Origin of the sequence: Fictibacillus sp. WQ 8-8 (assembly GCF_024494405.1) — a bacterium.
In the GTDB taxonomy this organism is placed as follows: Bacteria; Bacillota; Bacilli; order Bacillales; family Fictibacillaceae; genus Fictibacillus_C; species Fictibacillus_C marinisediminis.
Map to the genome: position 1 here is coordinate 226,976 of NZ_JAMXKG010000005.1, position 20,372 is coordinate 247,347.

General features: G+C 42.8%; 19 protein-coding genes. 5 read left to right on the forward strand and 14 right to left on the reverse strand.

The window, feature by feature from the left end; translation table 11 throughout:
- Positions 1-8: 8 nt before the first annotated feature.
- A complete protein-coding gene (locus M1K46_RS13055; protein ID WP_091003940.1) occupies positions 9-323 on the forward strand; it encodes a hypothetical protein in 315 nt (104 codons plus the stop codon).
- A 117-nt stretch (positions 324-440) separates the two neighbouring features.
- Here M1K46_RS13055 and M1K46_RS13060 read toward each other — a convergent pair whose 3' ends face one another.
- The 6 genes from M1K46_RS13060 to M1K46_RS13085 all read right to left on the reverse strand — a co-directional run bounded on the left by M1K46_RS13060 (position 441) and on the right by M1K46_RS13085 (position 6,346).
- Positions 441-1,277 carry an EcsC family protein gene (locus M1K46_RS13060; RefSeq protein ID WP_256226289.1) on the reverse strand — a complete coding sequence of 279 codons (837 nt, stop codon included), beginning with the start codon at positions 1,275-1,277 and terminating at the stop codon, positions 441-443.
- 376 nt (positions 1,278-1,653) lie between these two features.
- The gene (locus M1K46_RS13065; protein ID WP_091003936.1) at positions 1,654-2,844 is read right to left on the reverse strand and encodes an acetate kinase; all 1,191 of its coding nucleotides are present in this window, start codon (positions 2,842-2,844) and stop codon (positions 1,654-1,656) included.
- Between the two features lie 198 nt (positions 2,845-3,042).
- On the reverse strand, positions 3,043-4,035 hold the full coding sequence (locus M1K46_RS13070) for a class I SAM-dependent methyltransferase (RefSeq protein ID WP_053357562.1): 993 nt from the start codon (positions 4,033-4,035) through the stop codon (positions 3,043-3,045).
- 126 nt (positions 4,036-4,161) lie between these two features.
- The gene (gene tpx / locus M1K46_RS13075; protein ID WP_091003931.1) at positions 4,162-4,659 is read right to left on the reverse strand and encodes a thiol peroxidase; all 498 of its coding nucleotides are present in this window, start codon (positions 4,657-4,659) and stop codon (positions 4,162-4,164) included.
- 507 nt (positions 4,660-5,166) lie between these two features.
- On the reverse strand, positions 5,167-5,676 hold the full coding sequence (gene ytfJ, locus M1K46_RS13080; protein ID WP_256226292.1) for a GerW family sporulation protein: 510 nt from the start codon (positions 5,674-5,676) through the stop codon (positions 5,167-5,169).
- Positions 5,669-6,346, reverse strand: coding sequence for a DUF2953 domain-containing protein (locus M1K46_RS13085; RefSeq protein WP_256226454.1), 678 nt, complete (start codon positions 6,344-6,346; stop codon positions 5,669-5,671). Before M1K46_RS13085 ends, ytfJ begins: the two co-directional genes overlap by 8 nt.
- A 134-nt stretch (positions 6,347-6,480) precedes the next feature.
- Between M1K46_RS13085 and M1K46_RS13090 the strand changes: the two genes are divergently transcribed.
- Positions 6,481-7,284, forward strand: coding sequence for an NAD kinase (locus M1K46_RS13090; RefSeq protein WP_256226293.1), 804 nt, complete (start codon positions 6,481-6,483; stop codon positions 7,282-7,284).
- 70 nt (positions 7,285-7,354) lie between these two features.
- Here the strand turns inward: M1K46_RS13090 and M1K46_RS13095 are convergent, their stop codons facing one another.
- The 6 genes from M1K46_RS13095 to ezrA all read right to left on the reverse strand — a co-directional run bounded on the left by M1K46_RS13095 (position 7,355) and on the right by ezrA (position 15,407).
- Positions 7,355-8,953 carry an amidohydrolase gene (locus M1K46_RS13095; protein WP_256226294.1) on the reverse strand — a complete coding sequence of 533 codons (1,599 nt, stop codon included), beginning with the start codon at positions 8,951-8,953 and terminating at the stop codon, positions 7,355-7,357.
- Between the two features lie 105 nt (positions 8,954-9,058).
- Positions 9,059-10,645 carry an acyl-CoA synthetase MbcS gene (mbcS, locus tag M1K46_RS13100; protein ID WP_091003913.1) on the reverse strand — a complete coding sequence of 529 codons (1,587 nt, stop codon included), beginning with the start codon at positions 10,643-10,645 and terminating at the stop codon, positions 9,059-9,061.
- Between the two features lie 149 nt (positions 10,646-10,794).
- Entirely contained in the window at positions 10,795-10,998 is a 204-nt protein-coding gene (locus M1K46_RS13105; RefSeq protein ID WP_053357555.1) for an alpha/beta-type small acid-soluble spore protein, read from the reverse strand.
- A gap of 106 nt (positions 10,999-11,104) precedes the next feature.
- Positions 11,105-12,310, reverse strand: coding sequence for a tRNA uracil 4-sulfurtransferase ThiI (thiI, locus tag M1K46_RS13110; RefSeq protein ID WP_091003910.1), 1,206 nt, complete (start codon positions 12,308-12,310; stop codon positions 11,105-11,107).
- A 5-nt stretch (positions 12,311-12,315) separates the two neighbouring features.
- Entirely contained in the window at positions 12,316-13,455 is a 1,140-nt protein-coding gene (locus tag M1K46_RS13115; protein ID WP_256226295.1) for a cysteine desulfurase family protein, read from the reverse strand.
- A gap of 260 nt (positions 13,456-13,715) precedes the next feature.
- Positions 13,716-15,407 carry a septation ring formation regulator EzrA gene (gene ezrA / locus M1K46_RS13120; RefSeq protein ID WP_256226296.1) on the reverse strand — a complete coding sequence of 564 codons (1,692 nt, stop codon included), beginning with the start codon at positions 15,405-15,407 and terminating at the stop codon, positions 13,716-13,718.
- 276 nt (positions 15,408-15,683) lie between these two features.
- On the opposite strand from ezrA, the gene hisJ reads away from it, so the two are divergent.
- Complete coding sequence (gene hisJ / locus M1K46_RS13125) at positions 15,684-16,520, forward strand: histidinol-phosphatase HisJ (protein WP_256226297.1); 837 nt, start codon at positions 15,684-15,686, stop codon at positions 16,518-16,520.
- Here the strand turns inward: hisJ and refZ are convergent.
- Positions 16,488-17,171, reverse strand: coding sequence for a forespore capture DNA-binding protein RefZ (gene refZ / locus M1K46_RS13130; protein WP_256226299.1), 684 nt, complete (start codon positions 17,169-17,171; stop codon positions 16,488-16,490). The two genes, hisJ and refZ, sit on opposite strands and share 33 nt — an antisense overlap.
- Before the next feature lie 153 nt (positions 17,172-17,324).
- Here refZ and M1K46_RS13135 point away from each other — a divergent pair, with 153 nt between their 5' ends.
- Positions 17,325-17,810 carry a GAF domain-containing protein gene (locus M1K46_RS13135; protein ID WP_053357549.1) on the forward strand — a complete coding sequence of 162 codons (486 nt, stop codon included), beginning with the start codon at positions 17,325-17,327 and terminating at the stop codon, positions 17,808-17,810.
- 176 nt (positions 17,811-17,986) lie between these two features.
- Here M1K46_RS13135 and megL read toward each other — a convergent pair whose 3' ends face one another.
- Positions 17,987-19,198: a methionine gamma-lyase gene (gene megL, locus M1K46_RS13140; protein ID WP_256226457.1), complete on the reverse strand. Its 1,212-nt coding sequence runs from the start codon at positions 19,196-19,198 to the stop codon at positions 17,987-17,989.
- A gap of 347 nt (positions 19,199-19,545) precedes the next feature.
- Between megL and rpsD the strand changes: the two genes are divergently transcribed.
- Positions 19,546-20,148, forward strand: coding sequence for a 30S ribosomal protein S4 (rpsD, locus tag M1K46_RS13145; RefSeq protein ID WP_053357547.1), 603 nt, complete (start codon positions 19,546-19,548; stop codon positions 20,146-20,148).
- Positions 20,149-20,372: the final 224 nt, after the last annotated feature.

The following is a 20,372-nucleotide window of genomic DNA, read 5'->3' on the forward strand; positions in this document are numbered from 1 at the left end:
TGATACACGTGGCAACCGAATTTGTTTTTAATGAACGGCTTGGCATTGAGCTTCCCTTATTGCAAAAGGCTTGGGAAGACTACGCTCCCGCCAGACAGGAAGGAATATTGGCACAATGGGAATCCATACGGGGTACCATTCCTGACCGTATCCACGACATTGAACAGATCATCAATACAAAACAGGATCAGCTCGGTGTTGAAGAAAACTTCGAACGCTCATGCAAACTCAATTGGGAGATCGCTGAACTAGCATCTGTAATTAATGATTTATGGCTTTGGTACAGAACCCATCAAGATATTAACTTAAAGCTGCATTTATAAAAGAATAGCACAAGTGCCCTGTTAAAATCCTCGCAATGGAGCTATCCATTACATCATTGGATACAAAAACACCCGGATATTGATTCCGGGTGTTTTTGTATGCTGTATGCATACTAATTATGATTGTTTCTCCAAGAGAAAACGCTTTTGATAAAATTTTTGAGCGAATTCTGTTACTTCTCTGGACTTTTGATAGTTCATGGCAGCTCCAAACAAAACACCAAGCAAAGGAATACCCTGTACCATCTTTTTCTTGAGCATGGTAATAATGATTCCCTTCATTCCCTGTTTAAGCGGCATAGAAAGCCAGGATACATCGGCAACGGATTCATCACCAACATAAAAGAACGAATCACGCTCACCATTCGAAATCTCCTCAAGGAGTTCGTTCCAGCTTTCATACTGATACCGTTTTGGAAGCGTGGAAGCATGAAATACCTTCAACGACATCATCATTTCAGACGGTTTCTGTATATCATATCCGTAATTCATTGCGATGTATTGTATGGAACGTACTTGCAAAGCAATCATTGCCGGAATATCCATCCCGAGCAGCAAGAGTCCCCCTGTTCCAGAAAGCCCCCCTTGCGCTAAAGAAAGCATCCGGCTTCTTGCGATTTGCTGCTGCGCAATATATGTAAGCTGATCAATCGTACATGATTGTAAATCTTCAATAATCTCCACTTCGGGATTAAAAATACGTGCTTCTGACAGCAGCCTCTCTCTTACATCCGTTTGGTATCTTGAATTCTGAATCAATGCGTGAACATGAAACAATGCAGAATCAATGAAATTATTCATTTTTTCAATGAGTGCCGGGTTCAGTTGGTTCAGCTGATTTTTAATCCATCGTTCATAGGTCGCTTCAAAATCTGTCGGCTCATAATCAAAATAATTGGACTCCCACTGGGTGATGGATTGCCATACTTTTTCCTCTCTTGAAGTTAAGCTCACAATTCAACCTCCTGCCATTTGCACATTTATAAGATGATATCTGTCGAAGTGCTGTCTAGCTTCAGTGCCTAGGGCAGAAAACATGTTTCTTGTTTTCTGCATTGGTCCTCGGAGGACGAATTGAACAATTCGTCTTTGGTCGCTTCACTCTTACCCCACAACACAAAAAGCGTGTTGCTGTGTAAGAGTTCCAGCGCTTGTCGGACCTAAGCAAGGCACTTACGCTTTTCTTAATAGTATTATACATTCTTTTGATCCATAAAAACAAAAAACCGGCAGAAGAGTTTTACCAACGCCCCGTATCCCAACATGAAAAGTGAAAGTTGGATACCTATAAAAAAAGAGCTGGTACCTGATACCAGCTCTATAAACATTATTATTTAGATAGTCTTACTGTATCTCTTGCGATCATCACTTCTTCATTCGTAGGTATGATAATAACCTTAACCGGTGAATGAGGATAGCTTATGAATGCTTCTTTTCCGCGTACTTTGTTTAATGCAGGGTCCCAGTATACGCCCATAAATTCTAAACCGCGAAGAACACGCGCACGAACGGTATCACTGTTTTCACCAATTCCAGCTGTAAAGATAATCGCATCGATGCCAGCCATACGAGCAGCATAAGAACCGATGTATTTATGGATTCGGGAAGCAAAAACTTCCAGAGCAAGTTCTGCTCTTTCATTTCCTTCATTTGCCTTCTGCTCAATATCACGAAGATCAGAAGAGAAGCCTGATACACCTAGCATTCCGCTCTTATTATTCAAAACGTTTAGTACCTCTTCAGCCGTTTGGCCTGTTTTTTGCATGATATAAGGAATCAATGCTGGGTCAATGTTTCCAGAACGCGTTCCCATCGTAACACCCGCCAATGGCGTGAAGCCCATAGAAGTGTCAATGGATTTTCCGCCTTCAATGGCAGCAATACTCGCACCGTTACCTAAGTGGCAGGATAGAAGGCGAAGCTGTTCGACCGGACGGCCAAGCAGTTCAGCTGCACGTTCTGTAACATACTTATGAGAGGTACCATGGAAACCATATTTACGGATGCCGTACTTTTCATAATATTCGTAGGGTAAACTATACAAAAATGAGAGCTCAGGCATGGATTGGTGAAACGCCGTGTCAAAAACAGCTACAGCCGGTACGTTCGGCAAAATTTCTTTGAACGCTCTGATACCGACAACGTTAGCCGGATTATGAAGAGGTGCCAAGAAAGACAGTTCCTCAATTTCCTCCAAGACCTGGTCAGTGATTACAGCTGAATCATTGAACTTTTCACCGCCATGAACAACACGGTGTCCGATCCCTTCAATCTCATCATAAGAAGAGATGACCTGGTGGGCCGCCGTCAATTTTTCAAGCAGCATTTTAACCGCTACCCCATGATCAGGAATATCTGTTACTTCTTTTATTTTTTCTCCATTTACTTCAATGGTAAAAATGGAGTCATTTAATCCGATACGCTCAACTACACCTTTTGTTAGAACTTTCTCTTCAGGCATTTCAAGCAGCTGAAATTTCAGTGAAGAACTCCCAGCGTTGATTGCGATAATTTTAGCCATTCTTTTTAGCTCCTTAACTGCAATGAAAAAAGAAGTGCACGAATGACATGAACTTCTTTCCCATTATAAATTCATAATATCCTTAACCATTTAAACACCCTTGCACACTTATTTCAAGTTTGTTAAGCGTTTTCCAGGCATATTCATTATATTCAGAAATGAATTCGTTTCCACGGAAGGAGTTTTTCATCATTTTTATTATGAACGTTTTAGTTCAGAGCTAAACCACGCATTCATCTGGCTCATTACGCTCCCCATCGCTTGCTTTTTAGAAAAGGATGGCAAATTAACAAGGAGTGCCTGTTTTGGTTTGATGGTGTGTTCTCCGTTTTTTTGCAGCAGCAGAATGCTTTTTGCATGGCTTTCCTGTTTAAAGAGCGACATTGGCAGCTGGATCATGCCTAAAATTACTGCACGTTCCTTCAGCATGTCTTGAAGCAAATGAGCTTGTTCGCTCGAAAACAACGAATTAGGAACGAGGAAAACGCCAAAGCCGGATTCTTTTAAATAATTGATGCTTTGTTCGATGAGTAAATGATGTGCGTACGTATGGCCCTTCTCTGCAAATACCTTGAATTCTTTCGCAGTTTCATCCCCTGGATAAAAGCCAACAGGCAGATCCGCAACAACGATATCTACAGGATCTACATACAAAGGCTTAATGCTGTCCTGATGATATAATTCTACATTATGTTTCTGCAAATTGGCGACGATCCAAGCTAATCGCAGCAAAGTCTCATCCACTTCAACACCAAAGCTTTGGACTTCTTCGCCAAACTGGTTCAAAACGGTTGTAAGCAGGTTGCCCGATCCGACTGCGGGATCCAAAAGGACAAATTCTTTCTTCTGCTGCATGAGTTTTTGTACAAGGTACCCAACAAAGAGACCTACAGCATCCGGTGTCATGGCATGATGCGGCTGTATGGCTTCTTTCATTCCTTTTAAGACGGCGAGCTGGAATGCTTTCCGAATTTCTTCCGCTCCCATCGTATCGAGATTGATTTTCGCGTATTCTTTTTCTAAAAAAGCTTTTGTCACTTGTGATACGTCTTCCGGTATCTCTTGATGAAATAAGTTTTCACCTGTATCCACAAGCGCCTCAAGATAGGTTAATTCTTTTTCTTGTTTAATTCTCTCAGATGACTGATCAATAACCGTAAAAAGCTTCTCTACATTCGAAAGGCTGCTCATATTACTTCCTCCTATATCCTTACCCCGCATTCAGCATGCGTTTCGTTCTATATTAATCAATGAAGCGTTACATGGGAGATGGAACACCGTTAAAAAACTCCGGAGCATGCCTCCGGAGTTTTTCGTTTAATTAGCAGCTTTTGCAGCTTCGATGGCAGCTTCATAATTTGGATGGTTGGTCACTTCATCCACATATTCCACATAAGTGACTTTGTCTGAACTGTCTACGACGAAAACAGCCCGTGCAAGGAGGCGCAATTCTTCAATCGCCACTCCGTAAGCTTGGCCGAAAGACAAATCACGGTGATCAGAAAGTGTCTGCACGTTCTCTACACCAGCAGCGGCGCACCAGCGTTTTTGAGCGAATGGAAGATCCACTGAGACAGTTAAGATCTTAACATTATCCAATTTCGACGCTTCCTCGTTAAAACGGCGAGTTTGCGCATCACAAACGCCTGTATCAACGGAAGGTACGGCAGAAATCAATCGAACAGATCCTTTAGAATCCGCTAGTGTCACTTCTGACATGTCGTTGGCCAGAACCTTAAAATCTGGAGCCTGGTCACCAGCCTTTACTTGCTTCCCTGCTAACGTAACCGGTTTTTCCTTAAATGTTACTCCCATGAAAAAGCCTCCTTTATTTGATTATGTACATGTTTCATAATATAGCGAAGAAAGCGATTGTGCAAATAATATGTAATGCTGAAACGGCCGTTGAAAAGCGTGAGGCGTTGGAACTCTCAAACTTCAACACGGTCTTTGTGTTGGGGTGAGAGAGTGAAACGACCAAGCTTTTGGCCAGTTGAAGCTGGATCAAGTAATGCAGAAGCGCCTGGTTAGAGACGAAAGGCACTGGAGGTCTCTGCCATAAAACTCTTTTTGTTTTCTGGCAGAGAGCGAAGTGACCTAGTCTCTAGGCGCTGAAGCTGGATCAAGTAATGCTGAAACGGCCGTTGAAAAGCGTGAGGCGTTGGAACTCTCAAACTTCAACACGGTCTTTGTGTTGGGGTGAGAGAGTGAAACGACCAAGCTTTTGGCCAGTTGAAGCTGGATCAAGTAATGCAGAAGCGCCTGGTTAGAGACGAAAAGCGGTAAAGATGAAAAGAAAAAGCTAACTGATGGACAGTTAACTTAAAAAGGGTTTTGCTGTTGATTTTGCTGCTGATTTTGATTTTGCTGCTGATTTTGGTTTTGCTGCTGATTTTGGTTTTGCTGAACGTTTCTTTGTCTGTTTCGGTTGTTCATCATATGCTGAATCTTTTCCACAACACTTGGAGCCAAATCTAGAAGGCGTTCATAAAGATGAGTGCTGTTATCCAAGTGAATGGTTTTGATACCTGTTGAACCAACGATTAAAAAAGCAATCGGAGTGATGGAAACACCGCCGCCGCTTCCTCCCCCAAACGGAAGTTCTTCACCGGAATCCTGCTGGCCCTGCTGGCCTCCACCCTGGCTTTGATGATCACCGCTGCTGAATTCACTTCCTCCTGCTGCAAAGCCAAAACCTACTTTGGAAACAGTTAAGATTACACTTCCATCAGGCGTTTCTACCGGATCGCCGATAATGGTATTCACATCGATCATTTGTTTTAGATTTTCCATCGCCGTTTTCATAAGGCCTTCAATAGGATGCTCAGACATGTGATGTTCCTCCTGCTATATATTTTTTTGATTTTTTACTTTTGCTGGAGCTTATTTTTCTCCAATGTTTCAACATCTGTAACATGACGACAATAGCATGCCCGATTTTAAAAGAAATCATACAGGATAGCCTGGTTTGCGTAAGAGTCCCTCGATAAACAGGTATGACCTGAATGGAAGGCACTCCTTTTAAAGAAACAAAGTGCGACAGCATGCCAAGGGCATTGCCTTTTAAAGCCCAGACCATGCCTGATGCAACAGCTGTTGAAGCCGCATCTCCAAGGCCGAACCGGCTGTCCCACCTTACCTGTGAAATTGTAACTTTCTTTAAGAATCGGCGAAGAATTCTATAAAAGCCCGTCACATGGACAAGGAGCCTGCTGTATTTCCTGTGGCTTTCCTTAATGGTCTGTACGGTGATTTTTGTTTTCTTCTTTTTGACCCCTGCAGCCCCATTTGATTTTTTTTTCGCTTCAATCTTTTTTTCGGAAGTATTGACTTTAACTTCGGGCACCACGACGGAATAGGAGATCACTTTCCACAGGGAAACTTTAATACGCAAAAAATCATCGTCCCCTTTGTGTGTGTATAAAAAGGAAACGTGTACTGTTGAAAAAAGCAGAATGATAAATAAGAGCAGTAAAATAATGAGTACGATAAAAAAAATCATCACAGGCCATACTTCCTTTCATTACCATTATGGTCGGCATAAAGAAAAATAAACCTGTTTCGATTCACAAAAGGATTTACAAAGTGAAAGTAGAACATGATATAGTGACAGAAACATCGACAGGAGGACTTTACATGGCAGACGAACGCAGAAATCTATACTTGTTTTATAAGCAGGAAGATGAAGTATTGAGAAAAGTGGAACCTTTAATTGCCTTTGCTGAAAATTATGGATTTAAGATTGTAGATGATCATAAAAAAGCTAATATTATTGCTTCTATCGGAGGAGATGGAGCATTTTTACAGGCCGTCAGAAAAACGGGTTTCCGTGAAGACTGTCTGTATGTAGGTGTCAGTACGGGAGAACTGGGTTTCTACTGTGACTTTAAAATAGATGACCACCAGGGAATGATATCAGCTATGGATAATGATCAAGTTGAGGTCAGAAAATATCCAACCTTGGCCGTGTCGATGGATCATGACGATTCTACTTTTTATTGCCTGAATGAATGCTCACTCCGTTCTTCCATTATCAAAACGTTCGCTATGGATGTGTTCATTGATGATTTGTATTTTGAAACGTTCAGAGGTGACGGCATGATCGTTTCCACCCCTACCGGAAGCACGGCATACAATAAATCAGTCACTGGTGCAGTCGTTGATCCCAAGCTCCAGTGCTACCAGGTCAGCGAGATGGCGTCATTGAACAACAACCTTTACCGGACGCTCGGATCTTCTTTTATTTTGAGCAATGAGAGAAAGCTGACATTTAAGTTTGAACAGGACAATAACCAGTACCCGATCATCGGCATTGATAATGAAGCACTAAGCATCAGGCATTCAGAAGTGATCCGTTTTGAGCTGTCCGATCGAAAAGTAAAAACGGTTAAACTCAAAGACAACTCGTTTTGGCATAAAGTCAGGAGAAGTTTCTTATAAGCTCAAAAATAGCTTCTAACAAAAAACAACCAGCCCGGTAGTTGCGGGTTGGTTGTTTTTTGTATATGGCTTAGTGGTGAAAGGCGCTGAATTCGATCGAATTATCAATGATCGTATAAAGGACTTTTGCTTCGAGGATTTCATTCGGATCACTGGCAAGGATATCTCTGTCCAGCACAGTAAAATCCGCTTCGAATCCCGCTTCGATCCGTCCTCTTGTATGTTCTTTGCTGATCGCATAAGCACTTCCCGCGGTATACAGTTGAACCGCCTGGTAGGCTGTAAGTTTTTCTTCCTTCTGATACCCTTCATGGTTCTCATCCGGTTTTTTCCTTGTCACCGCAGCGTAAATTCCCTCTAATGGATTCACTGCCTCTATTGGAGCATCGGAACCGCCTGCACAGTGAAGCCCATGATCAATGAGGGTTTTCCATGCTAATGCATACGGTATTCTTTCCAGGCCTAACCTTTCGATCAGCCATGGAAAATCAGACGGAACAAAGCTTGGCTGTATATCGATAACGATCGGCAGCTGTTTTATTTGCTCAATCAGATCAGGCCTGACGAGTCCAGCATGAATGATCCGGTCCCTCTTCTCGGTTACGGCCGGATGTGCCCGGATAGCCTCAAGTGTGTATTCTAATGAAAGATCACCTATCGTATGGACAGCGACAGCCATCATATGATTTCTTGCAAGGTGAACAAGTTCTTTTAACTCTTCCGGCCGATGGATTGCAACACCTGAAGTATCCGGAGCGTCGTTATACGGTTTGCTTAACAGCGCGGTTCGGCCTCCGAACGCTCCGTCACTGAAGATTTTCATTGCCCCAAATTCAATATACGGAGAATCTGTTTCGGAAAGCTTTGATTCTTGATAATCACTGACCACACTATGATGAACAAGAAGATGTGCTTTAAATTTTATAGAATCACCATTCAGCACTCTCCTGAATGCGGACACCGTCTTTTCAAAGCCGCCGTAATACCCTAAGTCTTCGGTATGTCCTCCTGTAAGCCCTAATGAGAGCAAATCATGCACAGAAGAAGTTAGGGCATTCGATATGTATTTTTCTGTCACAGGCGGCACAGCCTTTTTGACAAGGTCTGCAGCGCTGTCCAGGAGATAACCTGTTGCCTCACCGTTTACATCACGGACGATAATGCCTCCCGGAGGATTTTCTGTTTCTTTCGTAATTCCCGCAAGTTCCAAGGCTGCACTGTTGGCCAAAAAAGCATGTCGGCAAACACGTGAAAGGAGCATTGGATGATGAGGTGACAGCTCATCAAGCTCAAGCCTATGGAAGATCTTTCTGTCCAAAAAATTATTTTCATTCCATCCATCACCGATGATCCAATTTCCTGGCTTTTCTTTTTCTGCCTCGCTTTTTAGATAGTCTCCCATCTCTTCTGCTGAAGTAAAATGAGACAGATCTCTTCTGATCAGCTTCTCTCCATGTCCGATGATGTGAAGATGGCTGTCTACAAACCCAGGAAACATCACAGCCCCTCCCAGATCAATAGATGAATCAATTTCATCGCTGTACTTTTTTAATAACGACTGAGCTGTTCCAGTTTCTTTTATTGTTTTGCCTGCTACATATACCGCTTCCACGGTCTCACCTTCTTGAGCAAGCGTGTAAATGATGCCATTCGAATATAACGTTCCCATGCCACACCTCTTTATGTCTAAGCTTTCCCTTATTTAACCACAAATTTAGCACGCCGCGGTATTTTTCCGCACATAAAAGGGCAGGCCTTTTGCCTGCCTTCATTTTCAGCTGCCTTTTACTTCTTTTTGCCGCAGTTCGATGCGCCGTATTTTTCCAGACGTCGTTTTTGGCAAATCTGAAACAAATTCAATGCTGCGCGGATATTTATATGGAGCTGTTAATGACTTCACATGCTCCTGCAAATCCTTTATTAAAGTCTCCTGATTTTGTGGTTTCTCATCTTTCAGCACCACATAGGCTTTCACAATATGGCCTCTGATCTCATCAGGGCTGGCTACAACCGCACATTCTTTAACCGCAGGGTGTTTAACAAGAGCATCTTCTACCTCAAACGGCCCAATCGTATAACCTGAACTGATGATAATATCATCACCCCTTCCTTCAAACCAGAAATATCCGTCAGCGTCTTTCTTCGCCTTGTCTCCCGTTAAGTAATATTCACCGCGGAACGCCCTTTTCGTTCTTTCCGGATCTTTATAATAGGTTTTAAAAAGAGCTGGTGAACTTTGATGCACCGCGATATCTCCTACTTCGTTAATTCCGGCAGGCACCCCATCCTCATTAATGATGTCCACCCGATTCCCAGGCGTCGGTTTCCCCATAGAACCTGGGCGGAGCTCCATTCCGTCCATCATGCCGACAAGAAGTGTATTCTCCGTTTGACCGTATCCATCTCGTACAGTGACATTGAAACAGCGGACAAACGTGTCAATCACTTCTCGGTTCAATGGCTCTCCTGCAGAAACCGCACTGCGGAGATGCGGCAGCGAGTACTGTTCGAGGCCATCGGCTTTCGCCATCAGTCGGTATTCTGTCGGTGTACAGCAGAGAACAGAAATTTCTTGTTCCTGCAATAAGCTGAGATACGTTGAAGGATCAAACTTCCCATTATATACAAACCCTGTCGCTCCGCAGCCCAACACAGACACAAAGGGGCTCCAAATCCACTTCTGCCAGCCTGGTCCGGCTGTCGCCCACACTTTATCTCCTTCTTTGATGCCAAGCCATCCTTTTGCGGCTGTCCTTAAATGAGCAAAAGCCCAACCATGTGTATGTACAGCACCTTTTGGCTGGCCTGTCGTTCCGGATGTATAGGATAAAAAGGCCATATCATCTTTTTCGGTTTTCTCCCCTTCATAGAAACCGTTTTCATTCTGTGATAAATCATCAAGTGAGGCCCAGCCGTTCGCATGTCCGCCAACAGACAATTTGTGTTGAAGAGAAGGCAATTCATCTTCGATGGCGTCGATACTGGAAAGGAAAGCAAGGTCCGAGATGACAGCCTTTGCTTCACTATGGCTGATGCGGTAGCTTAAATCCTTTGGCCGAAGCATTTCTGAAGAAGGAATGACAACAATACCTGCTTTCAGGCATGCCAGATATACAACATACGTTTCAATCTTTCTCGGCATCACAACAAGAGTTCTGTCACCTTTAGACAAACCGAGCTTTTTAAGTGCATTTGCCGTTTTGTTGCATGCTTCAAAGAGAGCTTTATAGGTCAATTCTTTGATGGTTCCTTTATCGTCTTTCCAGATCAGTGCTTTGCGTGAAGCATCCTGTGCGAATTTCTCCATTTCCTCTGTTACATTATAGACAGGCGGTGCTTGTAAATCTAAAAGATTCTCCATTTCCGTAATCCTCCTCTATGTATGCAAACCGTGGTCTTCTTTAGTATACAATATTTTTGGAATATTTTTAACATTTACTGCAGGAGTATGCAGAAACATAAATGGAGCGGGCAGCAGCCCCGCTCCTAAGCCATCTTGTATTCAATTGGTTATTTTTGTTGAGATCCGCTGAATTGCTGCTGAGACATTGCCACTAAGCGTTTTGTGATCTCTCCTCCTACAGACCCATTAGAACGGGAAGAGTTGTCAGCACTAAGGTTTACACCTAATTCAGAAGCGATTTCGAATTTCATTTGATCAATCGCCTGTTGTACACCAGGTACAAGAAGTTGGTTTGAGTTGTTGTTTGCCATGTTGTTTCACCTCCTGTACCTATAGATTGTGAAGGAAACAAGGATTGCAACCGTGGTAAATATTAAATGAAGTACCAAAAAAAAACCTGCAGAGAGATTCTGCAGGCTAAAATAAATCTTCAAATTCCTTAGCTTCTTTTTGTTCTTCAAACGAGATGGTTTCGATCGTAGAAAGCGCTTCTTCAATCAGCTCTTCCATGTTTTCGATATTCTGCTCAAAACGATTGGCTTTTTCGCGTTTCGGCTTTGTTTTAGGAGCAGCTGGAACAAAAATAGTGCAGCAGTCTTCATAAGGACGGATGGAGATATCATAAGTCCCGATTTTCTGAGAAATGTCAATGATCTCGAGCTTATCCATCGTAACGACCGGCCGTATGATGGGAAGGTTGGTCACTTCGTTGATCGTATGCATGCTGTACATCGTCTGGCTAGCCACCTGTCCAAGATTTTCTCCGTTTGTGATCGCCATCGCATTTCGTTCCTCAGCCAGCCGCTCAGTAATGCGAAGCATCATGCGCCTCATAATGGTCATGCTGTAGCTTGCTGGAATTTTGTCTTTTATGATTTGCTGTATTTTTGTAAAGTGAACCACATGCAGTTTCATCTTACCGCCAAAGCGTGTTAATTCCTGCATCAAATCTTCTGCTTTCTGTTTGGCGCGGTCGCTTGTGAACGGGGGGCTGTGAAAATGGACAGCTTCTATACGCACTCCGCGTTTCATGGTCAAATACCCGGCAACAGGGCTGTCAATTCCACCAGACAGCATCAGCATCGCTTTCCCGCCAACTCCGATTGGCAATCCTCCGGCACCAGGATAGGTTTTGCAGCTGATGAACGTACCGTTATCTTTAACTTCTACTTTAACTTCAACATCAGGATGATGGACATTGACAGAAACATTTTCTGTGTGGGTTAAAATATAACCGCCGACTTGACGGTTGAGCTCCATCGAACCGACCGGGAAATGCTTATCACTTCTGCGTGCAGACACCTTAAATGTCTTTGGGGCAGCCCCGTTTTCAAGGAAAGCGGCTAATGCAGCTTCCTTGATTGCTTCAATTTCACTTTCCGTTCTGATCGCCAGGCTGATGGCATGAATCCCAAAAACCTCCTGCAATTTAGCGATCATCTTTTCGTGATCTTCTCCATTGATCTCTACAAGAATCCGGTCATATGATTTTAGAACCACTGCATTTGGAAATACAGATAACTTTCTGCGTACCGTTTCCCTCAGCTGGCTCTCAAAATGTCTTCGGTTTTTCCCTTTTAATGATAACTCACCAAAACGGATAACAATGTGATTATATTGCATTCTATTTACCCCATTACTGTTTGCAGCTGAACCACTGCGTTTTTTAATTCTTTAAGCACAACTTCTGCTTCGTCTAACGTATTATCGAACGACAGGCTCATCCGTATAGCTGTACCTGCCTTCTTCTCCCCAAGCCCCATTGCGAGCAGAATCCGGCTCGCTCCTGCCTGTTTAGATGAACAAGCAGAACGTGTGGAAACATAAATTTCCTTTTGATCAAGGGTATGGATCATTACCTCTGGCTTTACTCCATGAATCGAAAAATTGATGATATGGGGAGCAGAGTTTGATGGTGTATTGATCGTTATACCTTCCATAACAGACAGTTCATCCATCATTCTTTGTTTAACCGTCTCCATAGACCGTATTCCGTATTCCATGCGATCAAACGTCATGCGCAGCGCTTTCGCGATGGAAACAATACCCGCGACATTTTCAGTTCCCGCACGCACGCTGGCTTCTTGCTCTCCACCAGTCAGAAGGGGTGAAAGGGTAACACCTTCTCTTTTGTAAAGGATACCCGTTCCTTTTAAACCGTGGAATTTATGCCCAGACATCGTGCAAAGATCGATTGCTGCTTCCTTAAATGGCAATGGTACTTTTCCAATTCCCTGAACATGGTCGACATGAAAAAATACCTTAGGAAAATTCTTCAGGATTTTCCCTGCATCCACGATTGGCTGTATCGTGCCGACTTCATTATTTACATGGATCAGTGAGACTAGAATTGTATCTTTTCTGATGCTCTTCTCCAGTTCTTCCAAGGAAATTTCTCCAGAAGAGTTTACCGGCAGATACGTCACTTCAAAGCCAAGCGACTCCAGATAATGAAATGTTTCGTAAGAGGAAGCATGTTCTACCTCACTTGTAATCAAATGTTTGCCGCGCTCCTGATGCTTTAATGCAATTCCTTTAATGGCTGTATTATTGCCTTCCGTCCCTCCGGAAGTAAATATAATTTCGGCTGGTTTTACTTTCAGCAGTCCTGCTACAGTTTTTCGAGCCTGGAATATAAGCCGTTCTGTTTCTCCGCCCTTGGAATGAATGGAGGATGGATTGGCGAAATAATTCTGAGAAACAGTAACAAATGCATCCAGTACTTCTTTATATGGTTTCGTTGTTGCACTATTGTCAAAATAAATCATGGTTGACTCCTCCGCCTAGCTCACTTATTCTACACATCAATCTATAATACCACAACCGAATAAAAGAAAAAATTGTATTTTAAACAGAAAACTGTTTTTGCATATCTCTCTTTATCCTTCCATAAATCCCTCTAAATTAATGGATGGCATCAATGAAATCAAAAAGATATTTTGATTTTCAGAATCCGATTTCCTCAAGCTGCTGTACTCATACTATTACGCACAGAAAAAGCTGGAACTTTGAGGTCCCAGCTTTTACATCAAATCTTTTGCTTTAAATTGATTTCCATTTCTTTTAGGATTCCCGGCTGTACGCTTTCGATGGCAGTTCCTGCAATGGTAAGTGCTTCTTCATATTGGTAATTACGGAAAGCAATTTCCGCTTCGATGAGACGTACTGAAACAGATGAATAAGAGCTTCTGTACCGGTTTCCATATTGGATAAGCTTTTCTGCCAGCAGCGCTGTTTCGATAATCTCAGCAGTTTCCCTGTAGCCTTCTTCAACGGCTTCCAGTGCTTTTTCGAGAACTTCTGTTACATCTGCAATTTCCAAAGGCTTATCATCAAGCCGTTTAGAAACTTCTATAATATAGCTTTCAGCTTTTTCAATCGTGACCAGATAGTGATCAGGAAGTCCTGGCAGGTTGCTTTTTTGTACCATTCTTCTTGCCTCAAGCAGCTTCCTGCGGAGTTCTTTCAGCCTTTCTTTTGTCTGTAGCTCATCTTTTCTCAGGCTGATAAGTTTTTCTTGATACTCATGGTTTGATTTTTTCACATCTTCCAGCTGAACCGCCATCTCTTCCATCATTTCACGGATGACCGAATACGAGTCCTTCTTTTCTTCGATAGACTGTTCAATGATGGAGAACCTCGTTTGGAGCTTAGTGAACAATTTTTCTAATCGCTTATGAACTTCTACATCGGAGTGATCAAGCTGGTAGCTGAGCGCTACCATATCAGCTTCGGCACGGATCTTTTCCATATCCAGCTGAAGATCAGAAAGTGATTGAAGGATGACTTCCTTCTCTTTAATCACAAACTGCTTTGAGACCACTTCATTTTCAAGAAGATCGTACAATTGATCGATTTCGGCGTTTAATTGTTCAATGCCTTTTTGCGTTTCATCGATTTCCAGTGCGTATACCTTCTCGAGCAATTTGGTGATCGTCTCATTCATCGCTGTGATTTCTTTATCGATCCCAATGTGATTGAGAACATAGCCTTGCTGTTCCATATCAAAGAATCCATCCTGAAGATCCTTAAGGCTTGAAGGCAAATCAGATAAAAGCATGACTAGCAGTTCAGGAACTGATTCCATTTTCGATCTGGCTTCTTTTAATTTTTCAATACTTTCAACGAGAATTTTTCGGGCTTCGAGGTGGTTGCCCTGTGAGGTCAATTCATCAAACCGAACAAATTTTGCATTGACTTCAGTAAACTCCTCTTCAAACAGTACGGCTGTTTTCCCTAAAGACCGGGAATGTGTCAGAAAGTACTTCTTAGCCTCACTGAATTGTTCCTTGGCCTCAATAATGTCTTCCCTGTTTAATTCTTCGCTTGTGATCAGTTCGTCAATCTCAGCTGATATTGCTTTGATCCGCTCTTCCATGGCTTGCATCCGGGATTCAATATGATGCAGAATCCCTTTTGCCTTTCCAAACCGGTATTTGTCCGCACTTTCCTCGGCATCAAACAGAGCCTCTTCCATATTTGGAAGTTCAACTGTGACCATCTCATCCCAGTCGCTGCGCCATGACTCAAATTTCTCTTCTGTTTCACCAACCATTGTAAGCCCTTTGACCTTTGAAATCTCTTCTGTTAGCGGACGGTTCATGATATCCATTTTCCAGGATTCCAGACGGTCAATCTGCTTATAAATCCGTTTGCGTGAAAAGGAGCCAAAAACAACGACAGCTATTAAAACAACTACTGCGGCAATTATGTATGTCATAGGAAGCACCCTTTCTTCCTTTCTGCAAAACTGCAAAATCTATGTAATAATGATGTTACAATTGTTTAATTTTAATTGTAATAATAATTAATGAGTGCAATTTTTTTATTAAAGGCCAGTGTTTTACAGTGCTTTTCACTTGTCCAAAGCTAACTCAATGTTCTTATGATAACATGTAAAACTGAATTTTGACTAAAAAAAAATGAAAAAAACCATAATTTTTTTCCATAAATATCAAAGCTTTCTTATCCTTTAACAAAACTCAGGAGGTTAACGATGTCTACTTTTTATGATGGCCATGTCCATACCCCGTATTGTCCGCATGGCACCGCCGACCCGATTTCTCTATATATTGAACGGGCAATTGAATTAGGATTATCCGGAATGACCTTTACCGAACACGCCCCCTTGCCTTCAGGGTTCATTGATCCGGTACCAGAAAAAGATTCAGGCATGGAATTAAGCAGGCTATCTTCCTACTTGGACGAACTGGGAGCTGCAAAACAATATTACAGCAAGACGATCTCCATAAATATCGGATTAGAGGTAGACTTTATTGATGGATTTGAAAAGGAAACAAAAGATTTTTTAAATGAAGTCGGTCCCCGGCTTGATGATGCCATTCTTTCCGTCCATTTCATTAAGCAGGAAAGCTCCTATTTCTGCATTGATTACAGCGAGGACATGTTCGGTGAAATGGTTCGTTCATTCGGCAGCACAGACAAGGTGTACAGTGCCTATTATAAGACACTATCAAAGTCCATCACATCAGACTTGGGAAATTACAAGCCAAAACGGATCGGCCATATGACCCTTGCCCAGAAATTTAAGAAGCAGTATCCAACGGATCAATCTTATCAGGAAGAAATCCGAAAGATTTTGGAACTGATTAAGCTGCACGGCTATGAACTTGACTACAATGGAGCGGGATTATTCAAGCCATTGTGTGGAGAGTCCTATCCTCCCCATTGGGTGATTGAGGAGGCCATAAAACAGAAAATCCCTTTTGTCTATGGTTCAGATGCCCATAGTGCAAAGGAATTGGGACAAGGCTATGATATACTCATCCACCAAGATCTTTTATCCGTTCCACTTTCCCTGCAAAGAAAATAGCGGATTCTGCACAGCAGACAGAAGCGGATTCTTTTTAGGCGGGATACAAACCGACTGCTCCAGCCATTTATTGATGAAATTCACATAAGACGTAACGAATAAGGGATCATGTGGAGCCGTATAGAAGACTTCAGATATATATAACGGATGAAGGAAAGGCATGATGAGCAGATTTCTCAGCTGCATGGTCAGGAGCAAGACAGGCTGTTTATGAAACTCCCTTTGTTTCATGCCTTTTTCAAATAGGGTGTCATAAAAATATTTTTCTTTAGAGAGGTAAGTGGTCATCACTTCCCTTACTAATGTAGAATCAAGCGTCATTTCCCGATGGACAAAACGTGACAGATCAGGCTGCTTCAGCTGGTAATGCAGGACACTTTCAATCATGGTCAAAAGCTGATCTTTAACTGTATAGTCCATCGATGTATGGTACACCACTTCAATCTTGCGAATATACCCTTCATAAAATGATGAAATCAGCTCTTCAAGCAAGCCTTGCTTCCCGCCAAAATGATAGGAAACGAGAGCAAGGTTAACACCGGCCCTCTTGGCAATCTGCCTGACCGAGGTGCCCTGATACCCCTGGTTTGTAAACAATTCAATCGCAGCTTCGGCAATTTTAATTTTGGTAGCCATCTGATCTTTTGACATTTAGTATCCACCACCCTTCTTATTACTTATTTTTCGTTGGAAAACCTGATATTCCCTTTAATAATCGCTCGACAAATACACCTGTTCGGATGTAATCTTCTACAATTTTTGATAAGATAGGGAAAGACGGCTAGCATAAAAAGGGGGATGTTCATGTTTACAGTCGAAAAATACAGTCAAAATCGCGAAGAGGGATACGATCTGCTCCTCAAGCAGCTCCGTGCTCTTTTAGAAGGCGAGACAAGCATTACCGCTAACCTGGCGAACGCCTCAGCGCTTTTAAACCAGTTCCTCCCCGCTATTAATTGGGTTGGATTTTATGAATATGAAGAACTGTCAGACCAGCTCGTCCTCGGACCGTTTCAAGGACTGCCGGCCTGTGTAAGAATTCCTTTGGGAAAAGGTGTCTGCGGTACGGCTGCAAAAGACCAGCAATCACTGGTTGTGGAAGATGTTCACCAGTTTCCCGGGCATATCGCATGCGATGCTGCATCCCAATCTGAGATTGTTGTGCCCATTGTAAAAAATGGCCAGCTGTTTGGCGTGCTTGATATTGACAGCCCTGAAAAAAACAGGTTTGATGAGATCGACAAAGTTTGGCTCGAACGGTTTGTTGATGAACTGAACAAGCATATATAGAAAAGAGTAAGCGACCTAAGACGAATTGTGAGTTATTAGATCGTCCTCCGAGGACTAGGGATGATTTCATCATTATGCTGAAAACAAGAAACACGTTTTCAGCCCTGGGCACTGAAGCTAGACATTACTTCTATGTGAAAGAACGGCTCCGGAAAACTTCCGGGCCGTTCTTTTTTTTATCTTACGACCTGATTTTCTTTTTGATAAACACTCTGAAGAGCCTGCTCGAGATCTGCCCATATATCCTGCCAGGCTTCAAGCCCCACGGATAAGCGCAGCAGATTCTGTTTGATCCCCATCTTCTCCCGTTCCTGTTCAGGCACTAAGGCATGTGTCATCGTCGCCGGATGCTGGATAAGCGTCTCAGCGTCCCCAAGACTAACAGCAATTTTGACAAGCTTTAATGCATTCATCATCTGCTGAGCTTCCGGCTTGCCTCCTTTTATCAAAAAGCTGATCATTCCGCCTGCCTTTTTCATCTGCCTCTTCCCTGCCTCATACTGAGCAAAGTCCGGATCTCCCGGAAAAAAGATAGACTCAATAGAGGGATGGCGTTTTAAAAGAACAGCGATCCTTTCGGCATTATCACAGTGGCGGTCCATTCTGACAGGCAGCGTTTTAATGCCCCTTAAAAGCAGCCATGCTTCAAAAGGGGACATGATCCCACCGATATCCTTCTGGGCGGTCATTGCAATCTGCTGCATCACGTCCTGCCTTCCAACTGCAACGCCTCCGATGACATCTCCATGGCCGCAAAGATACTTCGTCGCACTGTGCACGACAATGTCACAGCCCATTTTCAGAGGCTGCTGCAAATACGGAGAACAAAACGTGTTGTCCACAATGACTGGAATGTTCTTTTCTCTGGCAACTCTAGACACCATTTCTAAATCTACAAGTTTCATTGTCGGGTTGATCGGCGACTCGATGTAAATAAGTGAGGTGTTAGGCAAAATCGCAGCTTCTAAAGCGGCTTCATTCTCCATTGGAATAAGGGAGTGCCCGATCTGAAGATGATCTTCCATATATTGCAGAAGCCCGAAGGTACATCCATAGACCCCTTCCGAACAAAGGATATGGTCCCCTGTTTTCAACAGGCCGAGCAATACTGCTGATACTGCGGCCATACCGGATGCAAAAGCCAGACCCTTCTCCCCGCCTTCCAGTTCTGCCATTCGCTCCTCAAACATAACCACTGTCGGATTTTTCAGCCGGGAATAAACATATCCTGCTTCATTTCCGGCAAATCTCCGCTCGCCCGTTTCTGCATCCGGAAAAACAAAAGTCGAGGTCTGGTAGATCGGCGGAGACAGACTTCCTCCATGCTTGCTGTCCTCATACCCAGCGTGTATGGCATTGGTTTCAAAATACTTGGACTTCATAGATATGCACCCCTTTTTTATTTGTAAGCGCTTTCTATAAACTTTCTCCCACAGAAACGCAATTCCTTCCACTTTGCCATTATTGTATTCAGCCATCACTGCCATGGCGCCTTTATATTAAGACTAGCCCTTGACTTGTTTCCCGAAAAAACATATACTAATCTTTGTGTAAAATAAAGCGGCACTGTGTTCGTCATTTGTTTTATTTTGTTACATGTTTGAAGAAGCATGGTATATCTCGTAGCTTCAAAGGCTGCTGAAGTGAAGGTATAGGCAAATAAAATATGCAGATGAAAAGAAAACAGTCACTGTTGTGTTTTACTAAAACAAAACAAGTGAAGGAGGAGTCATTCATGGCTCGATATACTGGCTCTACATGGAAGATTTCCCGTCGTTTAGGTATTTCCCTAAGCGGAACTGGAAAAGAATTAGCAAAGCGTCCTTACGCTCCAGGACAACATGGTCCTAACCAACGTAAAAAACTTTCTGAATACGGTTTACAATTACAAGAGAAGCAAAAGCTTCGTCATATGTATGGTGTAAACGAGCGTCAATTCCGCCGTATCTTCAACGATGCAGGCAAAATGACAGGAATTCATGGTGAAAACTTCATGATCCTTCTTGAGTCTCGTTTAGACAGCATCGTTTACCGTCTTGGTCTTGCTCGCACTCGCCGTGCAGCTCGTCAATTGGTAAACCATGGCCATGTTACTGTAAACGGAAAGCGCGTTGATATTCCATCTTTCCGCGTAGCACCTGGTTCAGTTATCGGTGTTCGTGAAAAGTCACAAAACCTTAGCGCTATTAAAGAAGCAATCGAAGTGAACAACTTTGTTCCTGACTTCTTGACTTTTGACGAAAACAAACTAGAAGGTACATTCACTCGCTTACCAGAGCGTTCTGAATTACCGGCTGAAATTTCAGAACAGCTTATCGTTGAGTACTACTCTCGTTAAGTTTAAGAAAACGCTCCGTTTTTACGGAGCGTTTTTTTTATTGCAAATATCAGGACAGCGAAGAACTGCAGCAGTTCGACTTTTTAGGATCATTTTTTAAAAAAATCGAACCCTTTCATGAGAAGTTTTAAGGATTGCTAAAAATCCGCCCTTTTGAAGCGAATTTAGTGACAAATCCAGTCCAAAATATAGCTCTCACCCTTCAATAGTGGCATCTCTTTGCA

Coding starts and splice junctions, on each gene's coding strand:
- M1K46_RS13105 (WP_053357555.1), bottom strand. CDS start 10,998: ATGGCAAACAACAACTCAAACCAACTTCTTGTACCTGGTGTACAACAG.
- refZ (WP_256226299.1), bottom strand. CDS start 17,171: ATGTCAAAAGATCAGATGGCTACCAAAATTAAAATTGCCGAAGCTGCG.
- M1K46_RS13115 (WP_256226295.1), bottom strand. CDS start 13,455: ATGATTTATTTTGACAATAGTGCAACAACGAAACCATATAAAGAAGTA.
- mbcS (WP_091003913.1), bottom strand. CDS start 10,645: ATGGAGAATCTTTTAGATTTACAAGCACCGCCTGTCTATAATGTAACA.
- ytfJ (WP_256226292.1), bottom strand. CDS start 5,676: ATGTCTGAGCATCCTATTGAAGGCCTTATGAAAACGGCGATGGAAAAT.
- M1K46_RS13135 (WP_053357549.1), top strand. CDS start 17,325: ATGTTTACAGTCGAAAAATACAGTCAAAATCGCGAAGAGGGATACGAT.
- rpsD (WP_053357547.1), top strand. CDS start 19,546: ATGGCTCGATATACTGGCTCTACATGGAAGATTTCCCGTCGTTTAGGT.
- tpx (WP_091003931.1), bottom strand. CDS start 4,659: ATGGGAGTAACATTTAAGGAAAAACCGGTTACGTTAGCAGGGAAGCAA.
- ezrA (WP_256226296.1), bottom strand. CDS start 15,407: ATGACATACATAATTGCCGCAGTAGTTGTTTTAATAGCTGTCGTTGTT.
- thiI (WP_091003910.1), bottom strand. CDS start 12,310: ATGCAATATAATCACATTGTTATCCGTTTTGGTGAGTTATCATTAAAA.
- M1K46_RS13090 (WP_256226293.1), top strand. CDS start 6,481: ATGGCAGACGAACGCAGAAATCTATACTTGTTTTATAAGCAGGAAGAT.
- M1K46_RS13085 (WP_256226454.1), bottom strand. CDS start 6,346: ATGATTTTTTTTATCGTACTCATTATTTTACTGCTCTTATTTATCATT.
- M1K46_RS13065 (WP_091003936.1), bottom strand. CDS start 2,844: ATGGCTAAAATTATCGCAATCAACGCTGGGAGTTCTTCACTGAAATTT.
- M1K46_RS13070 (WP_053357562.1), bottom strand. CDS start 4,035: ATGAGCAGCCTTTCGAATGTAGAGAAGCTTTTTACGGTTATTGATCAG.
- M1K46_RS13095 (WP_256226294.1), bottom strand. CDS start 8,953: ATGGGAACGTTATATTCGAATGGCATCATTTACACGCTTGCTCAAGAA.
- hisJ (WP_256226297.1), top strand. CDS start 15,684: ATGTCTACTTTTTATGATGGCCATGTCCATACCCCGTATTGTCCGCAT.